The sequence below is a fragment of the Mycobacterium sp. 1245852.3 genome (assembly GCF_001669335.1).
GTDB lineage: Bacteria > Actinomycetota > Actinomycetes > Mycobacteriales > Mycobacteriaceae > Mycobacterium > Mycobacterium europaeum_A.
The window spans coordinates 1-19,284 of record NZ_LZLL01000501.1 but is presented as its reverse complement, the minus strand read 5'-3'; the positions used below and the strand labels follow the sequence as shown (position 1 = coordinate 19,284).

General features: G+C 63.3%; 22 protein-coding genes and 2 pseudogenes. 5 read left to right on the top strand and 19 right to left on the bottom strand.

Features of this window, described 5'->3' with window-relative positions; genetic code table 11:
* Window positions 1-547: 547 nt before the first annotated feature.
* Both A9W96_RS31680 and A9W96_RS22375 read left to right on the top strand, forming a co-directional pair.
* Window positions 548-712, top strand: a complete 165-nt coding sequence (locus A9W96_RS31680; RefSeq protein ID WP_156765370.1) for a hypothetical protein — start codon at window positions 548-550, stop codon at window positions 710-712.
* A gap of 100 nt (window positions 713-812) precedes the next feature.
* Window positions 813-1,583 carry an Abi family protein gene (locus tag A9W96_RS22375; protein ID WP_082972540.1) on the top strand — a complete coding sequence of 257 codons (771 nt, stop codon included), beginning with the start codon at window positions 813-815 and terminating at the stop codon, window positions 1,581-1,583.
* A gap of 17 nt (window positions 1,584-1,600) precedes the next feature.
* Here A9W96_RS22375 and A9W96_RS22370 read toward each other — a convergent pair whose 3' ends face one another.
* From A9W96_RS22370 to A9W96_RS22300, 16 genes are all read right to left on the bottom strand, one after another.
* Window positions 1,601-2,038, bottom strand: coding sequence for a hypothetical protein (locus A9W96_RS22370; RefSeq protein ID WP_067143159.1), 438 nt, complete (start codon window positions 2,036-2,038; stop codon window positions 1,601-1,603).
* Between the two features lie 12 nt (window positions 2,039-2,050).
* Window positions 2,051-2,746: a DUF433 domain-containing protein gene (locus A9W96_RS22365; protein ID WP_067143156.1), complete on the bottom strand. Its 696-nt coding sequence runs from the start codon at window positions 2,744-2,746 to the stop codon at window positions 2,051-2,053.
* A 383-nt stretch (window positions 2,747-3,129) separates the two neighbouring features.
* On the bottom strand, window positions 3,130-3,591 hold the full coding sequence (locus A9W96_RS32825) for a hypothetical protein (protein ID WP_067143153.1): 462 nt from the start codon (window positions 3,589-3,591) through the stop codon (window positions 3,130-3,132).
* Between the two features lie 460 nt (window positions 3,592-4,051).
* Window positions 4,052-4,897, bottom strand: coding sequence for a hypothetical protein (locus A9W96_RS22355; RefSeq protein WP_067143150.1), 846 nt, complete (start codon window positions 4,895-4,897; stop codon window positions 4,052-4,054).
* A gap of 129 nt (window positions 4,898-5,026) precedes the next feature.
* Window positions 5,027-5,761, bottom strand: coding sequence for a hypothetical protein (locus tag A9W96_RS31675; RefSeq protein WP_156765369.1), 735 nt, complete (start codon window positions 5,759-5,761; stop codon window positions 5,027-5,029).
* Window positions 5,762-5,943: 182 nt separating this feature from the next.
* Complete coding sequence (locus A9W96_RS31670; RefSeq protein WP_156765368.1) at window positions 5,944-6,732, bottom strand: hypothetical protein; 789 nt, start codon at window positions 6,730-6,732, stop codon at window positions 5,944-5,946.
* Window positions 6,729-9,506, bottom strand: a complete 2,778-nt coding sequence (locus A9W96_RS22345) for a hypothetical protein (RefSeq protein ID WP_067143144.1) — start codon at window positions 9,504-9,506, stop codon at window positions 6,729-6,731. Before A9W96_RS22345 ends, A9W96_RS31670 begins: the two co-directional genes overlap by 4 nt.
* A 112-nt stretch (window positions 9,507-9,618) precedes the next feature.
* Window positions 9,619-9,792: a helix-turn-helix domain-containing protein gene (locus tag A9W96_RS33425; RefSeq protein ID WP_197499604.1), complete on the bottom strand. Its 174-nt coding sequence runs from the start codon at window positions 9,790-9,792 to the stop codon at window positions 9,619-9,621.
* A 126-nt stretch (window positions 9,793-9,918) separates the two neighbouring features.
* The gene (locus tag A9W96_RS22335) at window positions 9,919-10,320 is read right to left on the bottom strand and encodes a hypothetical protein (RefSeq protein WP_067143141.1); all 402 of its coding nucleotides are present in this window, start codon (window positions 10,318-10,320) and stop codon (window positions 9,919-9,921) included.
* 262 nt (window positions 10,321-10,582) lie between these two features.
* Entirely contained in the window at window positions 10,583-11,173 is a 591-nt protein-coding gene (locus A9W96_RS22330) for a hypothetical protein (protein ID WP_156765367.1), read from the bottom strand.
* A 66-nt stretch (window positions 11,174-11,239) separates the two neighbouring features.
* Window positions 11,240-11,503, bottom strand: coding sequence for a hypothetical protein (locus A9W96_RS22325; RefSeq protein ID WP_067143135.1), 264 nt, complete (start codon window positions 11,501-11,503; stop codon window positions 11,240-11,242).
* A 60-nt stretch (window positions 11,504-11,563) separates the two neighbouring features.
* Window positions 11,564-13,387 (bottom strand): hypothetical protein, encoded by a 1,824-nt coding sequence (locus tag A9W96_RS22320; RefSeq protein ID WP_156765366.1) that lies wholly within the window; start codon window positions 13,385-13,387, stop codon window positions 11,564-11,566.
* Window positions 13,388-13,717: 330 nt separating this feature from the next.
* Window positions 13,718-14,023 (bottom strand): hypothetical protein, encoded by a 306-nt coding sequence (locus A9W96_RS22315; protein ID WP_067143129.1) that lies wholly within the window; start codon window positions 14,021-14,023, stop codon window positions 13,718-13,720.
* Window positions 14,020-14,208 (bottom strand): helix-turn-helix domain-containing protein, encoded by a 189-nt coding sequence (locus tag A9W96_RS22310; protein ID WP_067143126.1) that lies wholly within the window; start codon window positions 14,206-14,208, stop codon window positions 14,020-14,022. Before A9W96_RS22310 ends, A9W96_RS22315 begins: the two co-directional genes overlap by 4 nt.
* A gap of 217 nt (window positions 14,209-14,425) precedes the next feature.
* Entirely contained in the window at window positions 14,426-15,568 is a 1,143-nt protein-coding gene (locus A9W96_RS22305) for a site-specific integrase (protein WP_067143123.1), read from the bottom strand.
* A 204-nt stretch (window positions 15,569-15,772) separates the two neighbouring features.
* Window positions 15,773-16,273 (bottom strand): nitroreductase family deazaflavin-dependent oxidoreductase, encoded by a 501-nt coding sequence (locus tag A9W96_RS22300; RefSeq protein WP_067143120.1) that lies wholly within the window; start codon window positions 16,271-16,273, stop codon window positions 15,773-15,775.
* Between the two features lie 86 nt (window positions 16,274-16,359).
* On the opposite strand from A9W96_RS22300, the gene A9W96_RS22295 reads away from it, so the two are divergent.
* Together A9W96_RS22295 and A9W96_RS22290 are read left to right on the top strand one after the other, a co-directional pair.
* Window positions 16,360-17,052, top strand: coding sequence for a glycoside hydrolase (locus A9W96_RS22295; RefSeq protein ID WP_066876619.1), 693 nt, complete (start codon window positions 16,360-16,362; stop codon window positions 17,050-17,052).
* 206 nt (window positions 17,053-17,258) lie between these two features.
* Window positions 17,259-17,546, top strand: a complete 288-nt coding sequence (locus A9W96_RS22290) for a DUF732 domain-containing protein (RefSeq protein ID WP_066873600.1) — start codon at window positions 17,259-17,261, stop codon at window positions 17,544-17,546.
* 35 nt (window positions 17,547-17,581) lie between these two features.
* Here A9W96_RS22290 and A9W96_RS22285 read toward each other — a convergent pair whose 3' ends face one another.
* Window positions 17,582-18,022: a hypothetical protein gene (locus A9W96_RS22285; protein ID WP_197499605.1), complete on the bottom strand. Its 441-nt coding sequence runs from the start codon at window positions 18,020-18,022 to the stop codon at window positions 17,582-17,584.
* 142 nt (window positions 18,023-18,164) lie between these two features.
* Window positions 18,165-18,701: an NUDIX domain-containing protein gene (locus A9W96_RS22280; RefSeq protein WP_067143117.1), complete on the bottom strand. Its 537-nt coding sequence runs from the start codon at window positions 18,699-18,701 to the stop codon at window positions 18,165-18,167.
* Window positions 18,702-18,769: 68 nt separating this feature from the next.
* Here A9W96_RS22280 and A9W96_RS30710 point away from each other — a divergent pair.
* A pseudogene (locus A9W96_RS30710) lies at window positions 18,770-18,871 on the top strand (steroid delta-isomerase); the annotation flags it as partial.
* A gap of 67 nt (window positions 18,872-18,938) precedes the next feature.
* Here A9W96_RS30710 and A9W96_RS22275 read toward each other — a convergent pair.
* A pseudogene (locus A9W96_RS22275) lies at window positions 18,939-19,284 on the bottom strand (nuclear transport factor 2 family protein); the annotation flags it as partial.

Here is a 19,284-nt window from a genome sequence, read left to right as displayed (position 1 = left end):
GAGCCAGTTAGCGCGACGACCAGGAACATGGACAGCACCGCTACCGCGGTGATCCACGCCTCGCCCCAGCCGACACCGTCCGGCCTGGCACCATCCGGTTCCGATGAAGGCTGATCGACTGCCCAGATTGGGGGGCCGTCCACGGATTGTGACCAGGCGTTGAGATGGTCGGTAGGCAGGTTGACGGCAGCTCCGGGGGCCGTGTCGATCTGGTGTCGGCTGGGGCGAGGCGTGGATCACCGCGGTAGCGGTGCTGTCCATGTTCCTGGTCGTCGCGCTAACTGGCGCTGTCCTGGGCTGGCTGATAGTGCACCATGCCGCGCTATCGCCATGGTGAAGCGCGCGATAGGCCGTCCTCACCGCTGCCTTTAACCGCAGCCGCACCGACCAACCGCGCCAGGGACGACCCGCCGACAACGGCGGGTCGTTTCCCTTTTCAAGCCTCCCGCAACGATTTTTGCCGTGTCTGCCGATAAGCACCCCGGACCCGGCCACGGCGTGCCACCATCGGCGCAACAACCCCCTGATTGCCACATGGGAGAACAGCATGACCCCAGCCGTCCAACTCGCAGTCATCGCGCTCATCGCCTGCGCGGTATGCGTGATACTCCTCGTCGCCGCACAGCGGCAGATCACCAAACTGCGGGAACAGGCGGACGGCTGGCGTGACATCGCCATCCAGATCGCCGCCGAGCGAGGCGGCGGCCACTAACGCCCCGAAGCGGAGGCCCCGGAAATTAATAAACCCCGGGACGAGCAAGCTCGTCGATTCCGGGGCCTTCGAGACGTAAGGCTACCTAGAGTGTTTACCCATGTCAACGACCATCGGAGCTGGGGGTTCTCCGGCTGCCGCCGCCAACGACCCGGTCTCTGGTGACCAAACAGCCGTGACCTTGTTCGACCACCTAGCGCCACCACGGATGAACCCGTATTTGGCGGCTACGCACGGCGACAAGCAACAGGCGATGGACCTCTACCTGTGGAACTGCGCCGCCGGCGCAGCGCTATGGGAGGTGCTTTCGCATGTCGAGGTCGCAATACGACATGCAGTTGACTCAGCCCTGACTGCCCGCCACGAACGGTTAGGACGGCAAGACGATGACTGGCTGTGGCATCCCGATGTGTCGAAGGAACTGGGCGGCAAAGCCTCAGAGGACATCGAGGAGGCGCTCAAACGGGCGGATACGTCCGCAAAACGCAGGTACACAGTCACTTCTGACCACGTGATTGCCGAACTCAGCTTTGGGTTCTGGCGTTTCCTTTTCTCGAAGGACCGCGAAAGCGCGATCGGATCTGCGATTCGCAGTGCCTTCCCGCACGCCCCCAAGGCTGCACGCGCGAACGACCTCAGCGACCTCAACGCGATAGTCTCGATGCTCTATTCGCTGCGTAACCGCATCGCGCATCATGAACCAATTTGGTGGACCCGCTTGGACTTTCGCCATTCCGATGCTTTGCGGATCCTGAGTTATATCTCGCCCGGCCTCCGCGACTTCGTAGCTAGCCAAAGCAGATTTGATGCGATCTACGCTTCACGTCCAGCGGTCGCCTGCACTGGCCAAAGCCCTGCTCGGGCCAGTTAGCCGGCTTCGGCCTTGGCCTACGCGCGCCCCGGGTTACCCGGCGCGAACCGCATCGCCTCGACACCGTTCCGGCGCACTGACAGCCACCACGGCCCGTCCGGTGACTGCTCCACATGGCGTTCGATACTCTCCCAACGGCTAGCCAGCCGCACCATCTGCGCCCATGCCGGCCTGCTGCCAATATCGCCATGTAAGTGAATCACCTTGAGCTTGTGCTGGATTGCAAGCTCAGCCTCGCCGGGCCTGGTGCGCAGCCGCCTGTCGTTGGTGATGATGATCCAACCGCGATCGCCGACGATCGGAATCCATTGCGGGTCAGGAATTCCCAGCGGTAACAATACGTCGACAGGGGCGCGGCTGAATCGCGCGGTATCTCTCCGCAGTGCAACCATGCCGTTGCCGAGGCTAAGCAGATTCTCGTCGACGACATACCTCACATCATCGAGCGCCACCATCGCCGGCGTCCTTTACGCCGCCGCCAGCCGATACCTCTCCGTGTAGGCGATTGCTTGATCCACCTGCTTGAGGCTAAGCCCGTATTCTGCGGCTAGAACCTCGTGCGGCTCACCGCTGTTCGCCATGCCGGCAATCGTCACCGGAGACACTCGGCGACCGGAGAACGTCGGCTGTCCGCTGTATCTCATCGGATTGATCACGATGTCAGGAAAGTCCGGGTCCGCCGGCAGTTCAGCGATGATCGCTTCGCCGTCCTCGTCATTTTCCAAGGCAGACTGCTTGGCTATCCACCGGCTATCCCCGATCAACTGCTGGCCGGTGCGGACGACGATTTCCAGCTCTGAACCGTCTTTTATCGTCAGCTCCCGGTCGTACGAGGACAGATAGGGCCGCATATGGGCCAACGGATACTGCGTGCCATAGACGCGGCGCAGCTCATCTATCGCAGCACGCAAGCGCGGGATCGGAACATTCTTGATGTCGCGGAATTCGGCGAGCATCCGTGTCTCAACGAACTCTCCCCACGTAACCCACGCCGTATCACGGGGTTTGACGCGCAAAATGGGGTCGTAAACCTTGCCGGATCGCTCGTAGCCGTTAATCCAGCGCCGAGCAGTCCCGCCGTGCAGGCCGATCAGCCGATCGACCTCGGCATACACATAGACCTCACGGTCAAGCATCGAGGTAACCGCCATGCCCGAAAGCATGACACAACGGTAACCAGAGCCGCCGACACTTGATCGCCACGGATCTTTTAGGGCGCTTGGCGGCAACGTGGGGGGCTTTGGCCGGGTGGGCAACAATCCGCGGCTGGCCCGCTTCCAAAGCCGCGACGCGCCGCTCGAGGTCGCCAACTCGCCGCCGCACAGACCGCCACCGCAGGCGCCACAAGCGGCTCACCACGGGCACTTCCGGTCCCGCGGAATCTCGTACGTGCGGCAACGACTAGGGCCGCGATGACACCCCGCTAACACCGCCCGGCTGCCCATCGCACGCCGCTCATGACGATGCTCACCGCCGCAGTGCGGACAACGTACGTACACATCGGAACCGGCCACCTTGACCACCTGAGCGGTCCCGTCCTCCCAGTTCACTTTGCGCCCCTGACCAGGCGTAACCGTGGATCGTCCTTCGGCGCCGGCGTTGCATCAACCTTTTCGGCGGCGCGTCGCAGGCGGCCCCGGCGTTTCGAGTCCTCCGTGGCCTCGATCTGCCACTCCAACCGGCGGCGAGCCAGCGGATTGGTGCCGAACTCGCTGTCCGCTTTTTCGAGCCTGACCTGCGCCAATGCACGCTCTTTCGGGGTGGTGGCGGTCCAGAAGTCATTGGTGAGGACCGCCACTCGGTACAGGCCGTTGATGTCAACGGTCATGTATTCGGGCGCCATCGGGGATTTCCACAGGTCAGACCACCATTTTCGGGTGAGCTGGTGCCATTCAATGCCGTCGGGCAGCGGCGGCGCCGCGATGTCGTGGTCTGGGTTGAGGATTGCCCTGGTGCTAGCTTTATTGCGGCGAGCGCGGATGGATGGGTCTTTTAGTTTTGCCGGCACGATTCTCTCCGATATTTGCTAGCGGCGAATATTTGCTGTGGCGCTTCGCGAGGGCGGGCGAGATTTATGCATCGAACCATGCATGAATATGCGGGGAAGCGTACACAGATGCGTTCGTGCGCCCGGCCGGTGAACCTTTTGCCCGGGTCATGGGCTCCCCTGTACCCCTTCTGACCTGCGTAAACACTGAGCTCGGTTGAGCACGCCCTATGCGCAAATGCGCGATCGCTGACTACGTTATGCATAACTATTCACTTGATCTGCATAGGCAGCCGGATAATACATAGGGTCTCTAGTTTGCTGACAGTGGTGCATTAGCTGGCTCTCCCCGATGGGCGGTAGCCGCGCTGCCGCTTGCCGTAGTGCGTCGGCCACCACGGGCTAAGGCGCCCATCGAGCCGCTTGCTCATGGGCTGCGGGATACGTAACTCGGGCAGCGGCCGATCGTCGGCTGTGCTCATCAGAGCCCGCTTTCATAGTCGGCGCGCGACTTAGGGTCAGCGCCAGCCAGGGGGATCGCGTAGTAACCGAAGCGGTCAGCGCTGATCTGCGTCCGATCCACAGTCTCGTCGAGCATGCGGAGGTTGTAGTTGGCGACGGTGGCCGCCTGCTGCGCAATGTCACGCACCCGCTTCGCATCACCGTACGCGGGCGCTACTGCTGCGAAGCGTTCGTCGAGGAATGACGGGTCGACACCCTTTGACTTGAGCAGCGATGGCAGTTCTTCGACCAACATCCCTACCTGCTCCTGCTTCGCGGTAGAAAGGATCTCGTCGACCACCGATAGATAGTCGCCTTCTTGCGCGTTGTCGAGCTGCCGTTTCGCACGATCCAACGCGCGTGAATTCCGTTGCTCCCCAGCCGCGTCGAGTGGTTGCACCAGCGCCGCACGCTGGTAGTCGACCTCCTGCGAAGCGCGGTCAGCTGCGGCGTTGACCGCTTCTACCTGTCGCACCGCATCCTTGTAGGCAGCGGTGTTCCGTATGGCGTCGACGTGTTCACGAATCACCTCGGGGCTGTACTTACCGCCGGCGGGATCGGCCGCGGGGCTGATGTCGTCGCGGTACCGCTCGTAGCTGCGGGCGAGGTTTTCCAGCGCGTTTGTGGCCCGCTGGTAGGAGGTGGAGTCGGGGGCGTGGGTGACCGCCGCCATGTTGGGCGGCCGAAGCGTGAATTCCTGGCTCGGCAAATCGCGGATGCTGTAACCGCTTTGGGGTTCTGGCTGCGGTGTGCGCCACGAGACGCTTCCGGAGCGTGTAACGGCGCGGTCCGCCTCGAGGCGGGCGTAGTAGTCGTTTGTTGTCATGGTGAGACTCTCTCTGGTTGTGAATGGTTGAAGGGTATTTAGTTGTGAGTCTTTGGGTTTCGCTCGCGATCACCGCGTAGGTTCCGTGGTCTCGTGATGGTTTTCGTTTCTCGTATTTCGATTGCCTTGCTAGAAGACCGGAATGGCGATGGCGCCCCAAGGGGCTGTTGCGGTAGCGCCGAGGGTGACATCGCCGGGCGGTGAATCACCGATCAGCAGGGATCGGGCGTTCGCGAACACAGAGCTTGGCGCCGGGTTGTAGCGGCTAGTCCATCCGCCCGTCAATGATGTGAAAGTGCTAGCGCCAATCTGATTCTGTGCCATGGCCGCGACAATCCGCCCGCTTGACGGCTCATCGATTGAAACCGAAGCTGCACCCGCCGAGCCAGTAGCAGTGACCGGAGTCCCGAAAGAACTCACATTTGAAACCGCTATCGAATTGGCATGGTGATAGAAGACAGCTGCGCCACCCGTTAGGGCGGTGGCGACGGTCAGACCGTTCCCGTTGTGCGGGTTGGTAATTCCCAGCGCATACAAGTAAAGGCGGTTGGTTCCGTCCGTGTAGCACTGAACCGGACTTTGCAGAATCGACATTGCCCCGCCGTCCACAGACGCAGCAGGGCCAATCGCGGCCTGGGTATAGATCACCCCGAACACGACCACCCCGTCCCCGGCCGCGACATCTTCAGTCCAGCTAAGCACGCGAGTATTCGCGCCCGCTCCGGCGCCGATGCTGTGAAAGTCGATCTTCGACCAAACTTTCGTGCTTCCAACGTAAATCCTCTGCACCGGAGTGGGACCTACGTACACCCTGTTAACGCCGGTCTGCGCTGCCAGTTCCCTCGACCACACTTTCAGGCTCATGCGGTTACTAAATAGATTGTGTTTGGATCTGGCGGCACGAGCGCATCGTATTGAGACTGCAACCCCACCCAGACACGCATTTCGGCCAGTCGTGACCCGCCTTCAATGTTCGCGGCGATGTGCGTGGCGGTTATCCGATCAAACATCAAAATTCCCCTTTCATGGCCTTCCGGATGTTCTCTTTAGTAAAGGGCCAGCCCGATGGCTGCCCAGGGCATGACTTCATGGAGCGTCGCGCTGATTTCCGTTGTGCCCTTGACGTTTTGTGTGTATCCGGAGACGAAATCGAAGTCACAATCGGTGAAATAGGGGTCGCGACGATCAGATTCGACTCCCAGGCTTAACGTGTCGTGGCGAATCCGGTTTATGCCACTCTCTGAGCTGTCGATGACCTCATTAGTCGGATCAATGCCATAGGTCGACCAGCCTGGCCGCAACCTGTCCGGCCGAAAGGTTGTGACCATGCCCCACACAGCCCCTGGAAGTTCCTCGCCAGGCGGGACCGACACCGACACATCATTATTCGTATCGTCGCCCTTGGCGACACAGAGAGGACCTACCGCACTGACGCCGGACCAGACCGAAAGATGAAAGGAGTTATAGCAATTAGGGCGTGCGACCGCACTGCCCGACCAGGCGGGGCGGAGAGACCCTTGGCCGTCCCTATCGGTGGGCAGCGGCCCGGCGAAAACTGAGAGACTCAGCGCCTGTCCCGTGTTATTGAACTTGGCGCCTCCACGGAAGGGCAGATAGTGACCCATCAGTGACTGTGTGTCGGGCGGCGGGCCAGATGCCGGATCGTAGGCCGGGGAACTCCAACCCGTCACGACGGTGACAATGCCGAAAAGCTCGGGCAGATTGTATAGCTCAGGCCATAGCCAGCGCTCGTAGCTCCACCGACGTTTCGGCCACTCAGCCTGGCCATCATCGAAACAGATCGCCCCGTACGCCCCGTGGTGTTTTAGTGTCATGGCCGCCCCGCATGGCGCATCATCTGCAGGCGTTGCCGGCTGTCGATCTCACGCCGCATGGCTTCCACGTCGCTGACAGTGACATTCTCGATCTGAACCCGGTAGTCCGGTGCATATCCGTTGGCCGCCTTTGGATCCAGTTCGGGCATGCCTTGGCTGGCAATAGCGTGTAGGTCATCGAATTGCTGTGGGTTCAGGATCGGTTCGGGCCGGTTAGTCTGGTTGATGGCGATCGCGTTCGGCATCAGCCAGCCGCCGGTGTCGAAAGATCCCACGTCGAGCGGCACGAAATCGAGCGGGCCGGGCGGCTTTTGCGGGATCGGCGCAGCGGGAGGCTGATTCGGCTGCGCCATAGGACCAGACTTCGGTGCCTGCGGCCCCATCGGGGCGGTAGGGGCTAGCGTCGGCGACGCACCCTGCGGCTGCGCACCAGACAGCGCTGGCGCGGCCGCTGGCGCTGGCGTGAAGTTCCCCGTGCCAGGCTGGGCGATCGGGGCTGGTGCGCCGACCACCTGCTGGCCGGGCATCTGCCCGGGCTGCACAGGGCCAGACGGCGACGGCGTTTGCAGACCTTCTTGCTGCCCTTGCGCCTTCTCCCCGGTGGTGACCGCAGCGGCCATATTCGGAAGTTGCGGCATGAACTGGGAGGGGTCCTGCTGAAAGAACCTCGGAACTCCAAATGGCATCAAGATTTCCGCGAGCGCGTCACCGCCGATGCCCGCCAATTGGAAGCCGTACTGCACACCACGTTTCGCCATGTTGGCGCCGATACCGATCAGGAACGACGACGCCGGCCCGGCCGCCTGCCCGCCGGCGCCGAAACTGCCTGCCGTGGCCGCAGCGGAGATCGCCGTGGCCGCCGCTGAGGCGGCCTGGTCGATCAAACCGTTGATCGCCTGGGCGCCCATCTGCATGGCGCCAGACCACAGCGACGTGCCAGCCTGGCCGCTACCGCCCGCGCCCGCGGGGATATACCCTTGGGTGCGTAGGTCTTTTCCGCCCGGCGCGGCGGATTGTCCACCGAGCAGGTCCGTTAGGGCTGCCGCGCCGTTGTCCCCCGGGGATTGCCCAGACGCCAGCGGAGTGTCGCTCGGCCCGGCACCCATGCCCGGCATGCCCTGCATGGCGTTCTTGGCTTGGTCCTGCGTCAGAACGATTTCCGGCTGGCCGCTGGCGTTGTTGATGATCTGCATGCCCGGCGGCAGCACACCGCCATCATCGAAACCAACGGGACGGTAGTAATGCTGCGTGAATGACGGATCAAACGCGCCGGTGCCGCCCACCCCACGGTTAGCGGCCGCGCTATCACTGCCCCAGTTGAACGGCGTACCACCCGGCAACGTGGCCTGCATGTGGTGGTCGTTGAAGCCAACGTTAAATGCGCCCGGCACTGGTTTGTTCGTTGGCACGAAACCATGCGAGGCCAGCCACTGCGGGGCGTTCCCGGTAGCCATTTGTCGGCCCGCAGTCGAAACCCCGTCCAGCATGTTGATCAGGTCTTCGACGGCGCTAGAACAGTCGGCCACTCCCTTGGTGAGGTCGGCGGCCTGCGTCTGCAAGTACTGCCCTGATGGGACGTGTGCCAGCAGCGCGGCGTCGCCGGCGTAGCCGCTCGGCGCGGCCTTCGCTCCACTAGCGGGATTGAGGGCGTCAAACGGGTTAGACGACCCCGGAACCGCCGTGTAGCCGGGTTCCACCGCAGGCGTCGAGCCGGGCAGTGGGATGGCCGTTGTGCCCGGCGCCTGGTCATTCCAGTGGGGGGTGATGGGAGACTGCACGCCTTTTTGTGGATCGGGCCCTGCAAACGGAGTCGCATTGTTCCAAAGGTCTTTGACGCCTTGGAAACCGTTGCCTAGTTGATGCATGAACCACAACGCCGAACCCGGAACTTCGGCGTATTTTGCAACACCGAGCTGCGTTAGTGCGTCGTCCAGCTCCTTGGCCGCAGTCACCGTAAGACCGATCGGCCCGGCCGCGGCGCCTATCGCCTCAAGACCTTTCGCGGCTTTCGGGGAATTGGTGGCCAACAGTCCCAGCCCTGTTGCAGTGTCCTCGATGTCACCCTTGATGTCCTTGAACGACTGCTGCGCGTTCCCGGCCACGGTGCCAATCGTCTGGAAGACGTTGGCGGCGTCGCTTTGCCCAATTCCGTTGAGTGCGTCGGCGATCCCCGTCAGCGTCCCACCGATGTCCTGGCTCTTAATCCCGGTTATGGATTTACCGATGCCCTCCATGACGGCGATGACCTCATCGCCGTCGACGCCCAGGCTGCGCACCCATCCGCCCAGCGGCGAGTCGCCGATGGCGTTGCCGATAGCGCGGCCGGCTTTCGCAGCGGCTTTCTCGAACTCGGCCTCAAGCGTGGTTCCGGCATCCCTGGCGCCCTGGCGGGCCGCATCGAGGATCGATCCGCCCAAGTCCTTGACGATGGAATCGCCAGTCCGTTTGGTCGACTTTGTCAGCTCATCGTCTATCGTCTTTGAAGCGTCCTTGGCGCCCTTGCTGATCTCTTTGTTGAGGGCGTCGCCCGCCTTCTTGCCGGCGTCCGCACCGGCCTTCTCCGCGCTCTTGGTGATCTCATCGGACACCGCTTTTCCAGCATCCTTAGCGCCCTTGGTGATTCCGTCATTGAGGGCCTGCCCGGCCTGTTTGCCGACCTTCTCCGCTGTCTTGCCGACACCAGTGATCTCAGCCGTAATGTCCTTCATGGCCGAACCAGCGGATTTGACAGTGAGCTCGATGAACCCGCTTGCTAGCTTGACGCCGTCGCTCATCGCTGGCCCCTAACAGGTTGGTCGCCAACGCGTTTCGGGCAGAATTTGCCATGCACCCTGCAGCCGGCGCACGTGGCGGGCCGACTTGGTTGGGGCGCGAATGCCACGGCGGTCATGCGACGTCGACCGCGGCGCGGCCGAACGCATCCAGGTCGGAGCGGTCTACGCGCACAACTCGAGATCCGAAGCGGCGGGCGGGAAGTTGTCCGTCGTGGATCCACTTCTGGACGATGCGGGGCGAGACCCGGAGTTCGTCTGCGACTTCTGAGATGCGTAGCAACGGCACGGCACAAAGCTTTCGTTTTGCGTTTGTCCGTTGCGGACGGGTGATGCCGTTGCGGCGAAAAAGCGAAAATCAAACTCGCTTCTTTCAGTATAACGCAAGGCGGCGCAGCGAGCGAAATGCGCGAAACTAGGAAACGTCGGCGGCGGGGCGCCGCACCACATCGATAACACCCCTGCCGCTCACCACCAGATCAACTAGCATGCCCGCGAACGGGATACCGGCGGAAACGACGTGAGGAGAATTGGTCGGATGATCGGGTCGCGGATCCCACACATGGGCCAAGAAGTGCCCGTCGTCGTCCAATGGCACGATCGAGACGACAGCCCGGCCGTCGTCGTAGCGTCCGACATCGCTGCCGATCGTGTTCAGGTGTGCGGCGAGGTCAGCAAGCAGCGCAGTAGTTTTCTCAGCGGCCCACGCAAGGTTCGGCACACCGTCAGCGACCAAGGCGGGCTGGATCTCAGCAACCCGGGCGTAAACATTCTTTATGACGTCCGCCGTCGAATAGTCGTATTGATGTTCGCTCATGCGTTGTCCTCCATGCATTCCCGGGGCTGTGCCGCCCGCTGGTTAACTTTGATGCCATCCCCGGTGTCGTAACCCAAGGGAACCGGCTCAGCGGATCTCGGCCCGGCACGGTAGTAGTCCCGCCGACAGGCGACGCAGATGCGATGTGCATAACCACTGCGGTCGATGTACAGGCGCGCCCGCGTCAGATCGTGCCCACGCACACAGTGGGTCTTCGCCCCGTTGTGTGCGCCACCCGGTCGTCGCCGCGCCCGCCGCCCACTCACGACGCGACCTCGAGTTGCGCTGCCGCATACCGAGTCCGACCGTCGCGGTCCACTCGCACCAGTGCGCCGCGGCGAACCAGACGCTCGAGGCCCTGACGGGCAATCTCCACCTGTCGAGATGTCACGTCCGAGCTATGCAGCGCCACAGCCGCTTCCCTGACCGTCACGCCGTCGCCACCCGCCGCTTCCGCGACCGCGAGTAGTTGCCGCGCCGGCCGCCGCGGGGCGCGCGGCTTTGCCGCCTCCTTCGAGGGTTCGGGTTTCAACTCACCCACCAGCACCGCCCGGGCCGTCTGGTACGCGGTCGGGTCGAACAAACGGGCAGCCGTGACGCCGGCCGGCTTCTGATCCGCGGGCAGCCCATCCACCCATTCCGCGCAGGCCACCATCGCCGGGCAGCCAAGGCACATTTCGACAGCCGCATCGATCGATTCACGGCTGGCGCGCACGTCGAGGTCCGCAAGCCATGTGGTGCCGCGGCAGGCGGCGTCGGGCATCGTTGGCACAGACTCCACCCATGCGGACATCAGTTGCCCAAGCTGATTGGCATTCACCGGATGCCCCTGCGCCTGGTCTGGATTGCCCAACCGCTACCCGCATCACGCGCGGGCACCACGCCGGGTGGATGCGTCCCACTGCGGCACGGAAAGCGGTCAGCGTTTCGCGGTAACCCTGTCGACACGGACCTGCAGACCGAGCCGCAACGGTCCTTCGCGGTCGATTTGCGAAACCTGCGGGAACTCACGCATCCCACGCCGGCCCGACCGCAGATATTCCAGCTCGGCGTCGTCAACCATGCGCAGCGATCCCCGTCCGAGCTGGTCGACCAGCGCGACAGCCCACCAGCCGTCGCCCAGCGCCCAGCATTTGTCGATGCGCGTGAATTCCAACCATTCCGTAGGCGAGTAGTAATCCATAGCGTTTCTCCCGTCAGAGCGTTTGGATTTCGGATGATAGCGGCCCCGCCGCTGTGTCTATTAATTGTAGGCATATTCATCCTCATCGGCAAGAATAATCCGACCAGTGACAGGATCGTATACGTCTTCCTCGAAGATGTGCCCGAAGTAATCATCGATGAGGTGCCAGCAGGATTTTGTAGCTTCCCATTTACCGCCGAGTTCGATGCGTCGAATTTCCGCAAGGTTGGCTTCCAGGGAATGTTGGCATTCGATGTTTCGCGAATACAGGCCGTCCTCTGTGCTCATTTCGTATAGCAGCTCGGTTCCGTCGTCGTCTTGGGAGCCGTCGAGGAACAGGCCGCGGGCGTTGCACAGCGAACAGCCATCCACGGCTCGCCGCGGGTGCCTAACCTTGGCTGGTTGGGGTTGCGGTTCATCTGTCCAAGCAAGCCCGGACGGCGCGCCGTCAAGGCGCGTCCGGTAGGGCGCAGCGTCTTCGTCATTCAGGACTTTATGTCCTTCATGACTTAGAAACCGTTTTCGCTGGTCAGTGAGATTTTCGTGGCCTATTTGGGCCGCACCCTGGCCTATTTCGGCCGCACCCTGGCCTATTTCGGCCGCACCCTGGCCTATTTCGGCCGCACCCTGGCCCATTTCGGCCATGGTGTCCCCATCGCGTTCGGCGGCGGATTGCTCACCTGTGGTTTCCCGGTTTCCCGCCTCCCATTGAACGGCGGCGGCATCCGCCGTCCAAGCGTCGTTCGCGGCCGACACTTCAGCGGCGGTTGGTTCCAGGCGCTGCACGCTGTGGTGTCCGCCCGGGCCGCCCCACGGCTGCGCCTCCTCCAGCCTGGCGCGCTTAATGCCCTCCATGACCGAAACAAGTTCGCCAACAAGTTCGATGGGAAATAGCCCATTCTGGTGCTCCGTGCATTTTTGTTTTGCAGCCTTCCATGCTTCTGCTTCATTGACGCCGGCGAACGTCAGCAGGTCGAAGACCGCTGTTTGGAATTTGTGCTGATAGTCAAACTCCGCCGTCAGCCATTCGTTGCACTGTGCTATATAAGCCTGCTCCGCTGCGAACCAGTCGATATACGGCTGCCGTTCCCTTTGGAGCAATTCGGCCCAAAAACTCTGCAAGCCTTCCGACCATTTCCTAATGTGGCATTCCTCGGCCAAAAGCCACCTCTGGACAGCGGCTTGGTAGTTCTGTTCGGCTTTCCGCCAGATACTGCGCCGCTCCGGCGGTGAGAGAAGGGTGTATTTTTCGCTGGCAATGCTGTCCGCGATGGGCTCGACGTTCCAGTAGTGTCGGGCGGCCAGCTCCGCGATCGCCGGGCGTGCGACCTTCCTGGTCGTGCCCGAGACTGCGTAGAGTTCGTCGGTTTGCGCGTGGAATGCGCTGCGGTGCCCTGCGAGCCTGTAGATAGCCGCAGCCCCAACGCGTTTCGCATGCAGTGATGTGTGCGGGTCTCGCCACAGCTCCCGCAGGATAGCTGCCTTCTCCTCGTAGCCATCTGCCGCTGCTCGGTCCTTGGTTGCGTATCTCCGGTTCTCGGCGAGGGTTTCGTGCCATTCCAGGGGCTCGAGTGACGCTCCTGGCACCTGCGGGAGCAGGTCTATCTGGTAACTCATCCGCCCGGGCCGCATTGTGACGCGCCAGTATCCGGTGTCCCGCAGTTCGGCTATCGCCCGCCGGGTTATCCGCTCGCCGATGCCGGCGGCGTCTGCCAGCTCCGGCAGCGACGCGCGAAAGTAGCCTTTGCGCCCCAACTGGAAAGCTGTTGCGGCGCCAAGCACGCAAGCTCGGTGCGGCAACTTTGGGTCACGGAACACCGCATACAGCCAGTCGTTGTGTTGGGCAGCTGTCCAGGTTTTGGTGTCTTCGTCGTTCGTGCTCATGCGGCACCTGCTTGTGCAGCGGCCCGGATCTGTTGTGCGCGTTCACGAACGCCCCGGGGCATCATTTGGTAGAAGTGGTCATCCACGGCTGCTCGAGCCGCTCTGCGCTCGTGATCGCGTCGCCACTTATCGGTTGCCGCGTAACGGTCTTCGCCGTGTACCATAGACGCATCGGTGTCGTTGGCGGCCGCCCTAGGCTGGGGGCGGCCGTCTTCGCATACGGGGGTTGTCATCGGTGTCAGCTCCTGGGTGGTGGATCCGCGACCCGTCAATGGCATGGTGGTGGTAGCCTCGCGGAGCTGTGGGTGAATTAGCCTGCAGGCAAAGGCGTTAGGCGGCTCCCGCAGCCGGTGCAGACGTCTGTTGCACGATGTCGCTGGTGTGGAACCAGATCCGATCGCCGTAGTTCAGCGGGATTGCGATCGGCGCGTTGGCCAAGGTTCCGCTTAGCTGCCCGCGTTCGTCTACGGATTCGACGGCCACCCACATTGCCTCGCCCAGCGGCCACATCGGTTTCACGGTGTCCCCGACCTGCGGGTGGAATACGACCCGGTTGTCGGGGTCGGGTTCGGCGGGTGCGACGCGTTCGTCGCCGAACGTGCTGAAGTCGCGCCAGTCGAGATCCGCTGCGGTCATGCTGCGCCGCCGAGCGATGCGCCCAGGTACAGCGCGAGGACCTCCTCTTTGGGGATGCGAATGTTGCGTGGGCCGACGCGCCGGCCGCCTCTGATGACGCCGCTAGCGAGATAGCGCCTGACAGTGCAGGGATGCACGCGGAGGATCTCTGCCGCCTCCGCAACGGTTACCAATTGCTGTGTCATGCTTCAAATTTGACCATATGACGGTTGACGCAACGTCTAGCGCGAGAAGTTGTCGAACCGTTTCCGCAGGTCGCTGCGACCGGCGACGGCCAGCATGGACACACTGTGTCGCATGGTGTTTCTAGAAGGTTTGGGCACCCTACAACCATTGGCGCACGTCGCGCCGCACGAAAGGTCAGCGGGTCCAGGGTTCGCAACCAATAAGTGTCGCATGGCGCTACTTTTCTTGGTGTTCAGCGAGTTTCGACAACGCCGCGGCCACTTCAGCGTCACGCCCGGACACGATTTGTTGATACAGCAGCGAGGCTTTCACGGTCGAGTGACCCAGCCGGCCCATCGTCTCAACCAGATTGCCAACTCGAGCCGTAGTGGTCCCCGCGAAGTGCCGTAGATCGTGAATTGTCGGTCGCGGCTTTTTCTGTCCGTCACGGCCGATCTTGGTCAGCGCAGGGATGAAATAGCTGTCACGGAAAGCCTTGTCGTTCAAGTGGCATCCGCCGCGGACAGGCACGAACAATAGCGCCTCGGCACCGTCGCCTACGTGTTGCTCGAGGTGGGCGGCAAGATCACCGCGGATATGCGGGGGCACCACTACCGCGCGCCCCTTGCCGCTTTTGGTGGTGTCGATCCGGCAGCCGTCACGGTGCGTGACGGCCCGGGTCACCGTGATCACGCTGTGGTCATCGCTGATGTCCTTGCGACGCAGCTCCGATACCTCTCCCCACCGCAGACCACACCACGCCGCGATGAGGACCAGGGCACGGAAGCGAGGCAACGGGATGGCGTCGGCCAGGGCGGCAATCTCAGGGGGCGTGAGGATGACAGGCTGCTTTTTCGTGGCCGGCGTCATCACCTTCGGGATGTTGCACGGGTTGGAGGGCAGTAGCCCGTCGATGACGGCGGTGGCGCACACGGCGTGCAGCAGTTGGTAGGCGTGCGCGCGCGCCGTCGGCTTCTCGTTACTCATGCCTGCGTGCCACGACCGGACGGCATCAGGGGTGAGGTTTTTCAGAGGCACCTGCTCCAAGATGGAACCCTTAATCCGGCTGTCGAGAAGCGCCTCGTAGCCAATTTTGGTCCGCGGCTTCAGCGGGCGCTGCTCGATCCAGGTGGCGGCGTACTCGGCCACGGTGATGGATCCGGCAAGCTTTTCGGCTTCACGCTGGGCCGGCGGCGTCCAGACGCCGAATTCGATGAGTCGACGTTCGTTGGCGAGCCAGTGCTCGGCGTCCATCTTGGCGCTGAAGGTCTTGGGCGCGTGGTGGCGCAAGACGTCGGGGCCTTTGTAAGAGGCGTGCCAGGTGGTACGGCCTGATTTTCTGATCCAGCCCCACGACCGCCGCCCTTTCGTGCCCGCCATGGTTGCCTCGCTCTGTTATCTGTCTGTTGTTAGCGTGCTGATCTGTGCCTACTTGCGCGCATCTATGCTCACACCGTATTCTCGGTTTATCAGCAGCTTAGACGTCATTTTGCCAGCTAGTTGCTGATGCGAGCAACCAGGGATACGGCATTTTCGAATCCTGCCGGGGGCACCCTTTCTACCAGCTGAAACGGTGCGAGTCAGTCAGCTTCGCGTCAGCACGAACGCCTCGATCTGCCGATTTCCGGACCGCACTTCGTACTTCCGCCAGCCCGGATACAGCTCGAGGCCCTTGACCCAGATCTCGTCGCGCTCGCGTGGCGTGGCCAGGCGCGCGGTGGCCTGCCAGGTGTCGCCGCCGACCGCGACCGTCGCCTGCGGATGGGCCTTCAGATTGTGATACCAGGCCGGATGCCTGGTACCGCCGAAGTTGGACGCAATGAGGGCCAGGCCGTCCGGGTGCGGGATCCCGTACACGGCGACGGTGCGCGACTCACCGGATTTGGCGCCCGTGGTGGTGAGCATGACCGCCGGGATGCCGGTCGCGACCTCGGCGAAGCTCCTCCGGCCACCGGTGGCCTTGGCGACCAGGCGATCGAGGTGGTGCGCCGTCGGGCGAAGAAGCGCCACACCCACCGTCGTGGACGCCAAGCGGCGCATCGTTCGGTGAAAAGCATTCGCGTCATCGAATGATCGCCCGGGCATGGTGTCATTCTGGTGCGCTCGCCCGCGCTGAACAAGCAATGTGAAAACGCGCCCCATGAGTCACAGACGACATTAAGCTGCTGGTCGTGGGCGTGAAGGTGTTCGCCAAGGGTCGGGGGCGCTGGCTGGCGGTCGCGGCGTCGCTCGTCGTCTCCGCGGCCATGATCCACGCGCAGGGAACCAAGACGCGTTGCTGCGTCGAGACGCCCGTGGCGGCGCCGAGCCCCACCACCAGTGCGCCGGCCCCGGCGCCGCCCGCCAGGGGGCCGCGCCCAGCCAGTCCGGCCGAGATCGAATCGCTGACGGCTCTGGCACCGCCCGCCCCGTCCGCCGGCCAGCAATTCCAGCTCGCCCTGCCGCACAGCGTGGGATCCGAAGAACGGTTGCAGGTCAAGACCATCTGGGCCGCCCGCGTCATCACCGTCCTCTTCCCCCAGATCAAGACCATCTACGGATACCGCGAGGACCCGTTGCCGTGGCATCCCAACGGGCTGGCCATCGACGTGATGATCCCGAACTACCACTCCCCCGAAGGCATCGAGCTCGGCAACCAGATCGCCGGCTACGCCCTGGCGAACGCGAAACGATGGGGCATCAACCACGTGATCTGGCGGCAGAAGATCTACCCGGGCGTCGGCGGCGGCAACTGGATGGCCGACCTGGGATCGGAGACCGCCGACCACTATGACCACGTCCATATCGCGACCGGCGGCGGCGGCTACCCGACCGGGCACGAAACCTATTACATCGCCTCCATGACCTCGGGCCCGACGGACTGATCCGCTCAATCGTTACCCGGCAGCGGGATTGGCCCGTTGCCACGGAAGTCACCCTTGATTGCTGACGCAGGACACAGTTGCTCAGTGCCGGTTTGCCAGCTTTTGCTGTTCGTCGCGCAACTCCGCACCGCACGCCGCATAATGAGGCCGTTATCACCCTCACTGAGGAGAAGGAGCCGAGCGTGAAGGCTGTTTGCGGGTTGCGCATGTTATGTATTCCGGCGGTCGTTGCTGCCGCGTTAACGGTAGGTAGCGGGGTCGCCGCCGCCGACGATGACGGATACCTGGGTCAACTGAAGAAGATCGGCGTGGTGTGGCAGCCGGGCGGCGAAGGCACGCTGATCTCGCTGGGCCACGCCATCTGCTCGGATCGCGCCGCGGGCAAGACCCCGGACGAGCTGGCCACCGACGTTCATTCCGGGTTGAACAGTTCCTTCAACTACGGGGACGCCACGGCCATCGTGAGCGCCGCGGAATCGAACTACTGCCCCTGATCAATCCCTGAGGCATCGTCGCGACGGCGTCTCCGTCATGCCGGTCCGGCGGCGAACGCCGCCACCGGCATTTCGACGGACCCACCGCAGGGCCCGCCGCTGATGTCGGTGTGCCACGTGCCACGCAGCGATCCGTCGGCCTGCGGTGCGTAGAAGGCCCACGACCGCGCCGGTGCCCACACCTTCGGGACACCCTCGCCCATATAGCAATCCCATTGGAAGTCAAAGCGCTCGACCCATTTGGCGCCGTCCCACGCGTAGTGCGAAGGCTGGGGCAACGTCGGGTTCTTCGGTGCGGGGCCGTTGGTAGCGGTGGCCACGCACCTGCCCGACGAGCACGCGGTGGTAAAGACGTAGTCGGCGCTGAAGGTCGGCTCGGCTTGTTTCGCCGCGACGCTGGTGCCGGATTTACTGGCCGCGTACCTCACCAACGAGTATTTGCCGTTCCACGAGGGCGACATCGCGTTCGCAGACATGCCGGATGCGCCGACGACCAACGTGGTGATGGCTGTGAGCACCGCACCTACCCGAGACGCCGGCCGCATTGCGTCAATGGTGGGCATTCGAGGACGCGGCGCGATCTCGGCGCGGACACGATCGCGGTGCTGTCGCGCGGATTCACCGCGCTCGCAACAAGAACAGCCCGTAGGCGGCCACCGACTGCGCGTCGGCGATGACTCCTTCGCGGATCATCCGCTCGACCTCGTCGCGCGAGAACCACGCGCTGCGCATGTCCTGCTCCTCATGTTCGCGCTCGACTTCTCCCTCGGCGATGCCGGTGGCCAGAAACACCCAGCCCCGCTGACTGGTCATTCCCGGTGCGACGTCGAGCTGGCCGAGTGCCTCGAACGACGTTGCGCGCAGGCCGGTTTCCTCCCGCAGCTCGCGCTCGGCGAGCTCGGCCGGTTCGGCGTCGGCCAGTTCGGGAGCGGTGCCTTGGGGGAATTCCCAACACCGCTCGCCGAGGGGATAGCGAAACTGCTCGACCAGCCGGAAGCGATACCCGTCGTAAGGCAGCACGAGCGCATAGGCCGGCTTGTCGACGACGCTGTAGATGCCCTCGCTGCCGTCCGGGCGCCGGATGTCGTCCTCGCGCAGCACCATCCACGGGTTGCGGTAGATCTCCCGGCTCGCGAGGCATTCGATGAAAGTCACGCCCGCCAGTATTGCCGGGAATACCGCAACTCATACCGCGGCGACGGCGAGGAGTAGCGTCCGAAGTTATGCCGTCGCCAGAAGCCATCACCGAGACCGTCAATCGCTACCTCGCGCTGGTCGCCACGGGCACCGCCGACGACATCGTGGCGCTCTACGCCGACGACGCCGCCGCCCTCGTGCAGGGCATCCTGGGCCGTATCCCGAGTTGAGCGGGCTGCCAACAGGATTGGCGGGCTACAGGACCCGAACGTCTGCCGGTGACCAGAACGCGCGCATCGACGTGATCTTGGCGTCCCCATCGAACGACATCGTCGAAATGGGCGAGATCCGGGTGCGGCTGTCACCGGCGTCGAGCGTCAGATGCCAGAAGAAGGCGGCCTCGCTGCCGCCGATCCGTATTTCGGCGAGTTCGGTGTCCTTCTTCGCGTCCTGAAACCCCGTGTAGAAGGCGCGGATGGCATCATGCCCGCGGCGGATGTCGGAGCCGATCGGGTCCTCGATGGTGGCGTCGTCGGCGTAGAGCGCCAGATGTCGTCGGCGGTGCCCGTGGCGACCAGCGCGAGGTAGCGATTGACGGTCT

Excerpts from the sequence above, each read along its gene's own strand:
- A9W96_RS22345 (WP_067143144.1), bottom strand. The coding sequence starts at position 9,506 with ATGAGCGACGGCGTCAAGCTAGCAAGCGGGTTCATCGAGCTCACTGTC.
- A9W96_RS22335 (WP_067143141.1), bottom strand. The coding sequence starts at position 10,320 with ATGAGCGAACATCAATACGACTATTCGACGGCGGACGTCATAAAGAAT.
- A9W96_RS22290 (WP_066873600.1), top strand. The coding sequence starts at position 17,259 with ATGTTATGTATTCCGGCGGTCGTTGCTGCCGCGTTAACGGTAGGTAGC.
- A9W96_RS22365 (WP_067143156.1), bottom strand. The coding sequence starts at position 2,746 with ATGCTTTCGGGCATGGCGGTTACCTCGATGCTTGACCGTGAGGTCTAT.
- A9W96_RS22375 (WP_082972540.1), top strand. The coding sequence starts at position 813 with ATGTCAACGACCATCGGAGCTGGGGGTTCTCCGGCTGCCGCCGCCAAC.
- A9W96_RS31675 (WP_156765369.1), bottom strand. The coding sequence starts at position 5,761 with ATGAGCCTGAAAGTGTGGTCGAGGGAACTGGCAGCGCAGACCGGCGTT.
- A9W96_RS22310 (WP_067143126.1), bottom strand. The coding sequence starts at position 14,208 with ATGACACAGCAATTGGTAACCGTTGCGGAGGCGGCAGAGATCCTCCGC.
- A9W96_RS22315 (WP_067143129.1), bottom strand. The coding sequence starts at position 14,023 with ATGACCGCAGCGGATCTCGACTGGCGCGACTTCAGCACGTTCGGCGAC.
- A9W96_RS31670 (WP_156765368.1), bottom strand. The coding sequence starts at position 6,732 with ATGACACTAAAACACCACGGGGCGTACGGGGCGATCTGTTTCGATGAT.
- A9W96_RS22370 (WP_067143159.1), bottom strand. The coding sequence starts at position 2,038 with ATGGTGGCGCTCGATGATGTGAGGTATGTCGTCGACGAGAATCTGCTT.
- A9W96_RS22325 (WP_067143135.1), bottom strand. The coding sequence starts at position 11,503 with ATGGATTACTACTCGCCTACGGAATGGTTGGAATTCACGCGCATCGAC.
- A9W96_RS22355 (WP_067143150.1), bottom strand. The coding sequence starts at position 4,897 with ATGACAACAAACGACTACTACGCCCGCCTCGAGGCGGACCGCGCCGTT.
- A9W96_RS22320 (WP_156765366.1), bottom strand. The coding sequence starts at position 13,387 with ATGAGCACGAACGACGAAGACACCAAAACCTGGACAGCTGCCCAACAC.
- A9W96_RS22285 (WP_197499605.1), bottom strand. The coding sequence starts at position 18,022 with ATGTCTGCGAACGCGATGTCGCCCTCGTGGAACGGCAAATACTCGTTG.
- A9W96_RS22300 (WP_067143120.1), bottom strand. The coding sequence starts at position 16,273 with ATGCCCGGGCGATCATTCGATGACGCGAATGCTTTTCACCGAACGATG.
- A9W96_RS22305 (WP_067143123.1), bottom strand. The coding sequence starts at position 15,568 with ATGGCGGGCACGAAAGGGCGGCGGTCGTGGGGCTGGATCAGAAAATCA.
- A9W96_RS31680 (WP_156765370.1), top strand. The coding sequence starts at position 548 with ATGACCCCAGCCGTCCAACTCGCAGTCATCGCGCTCATCGCCTGCGCG.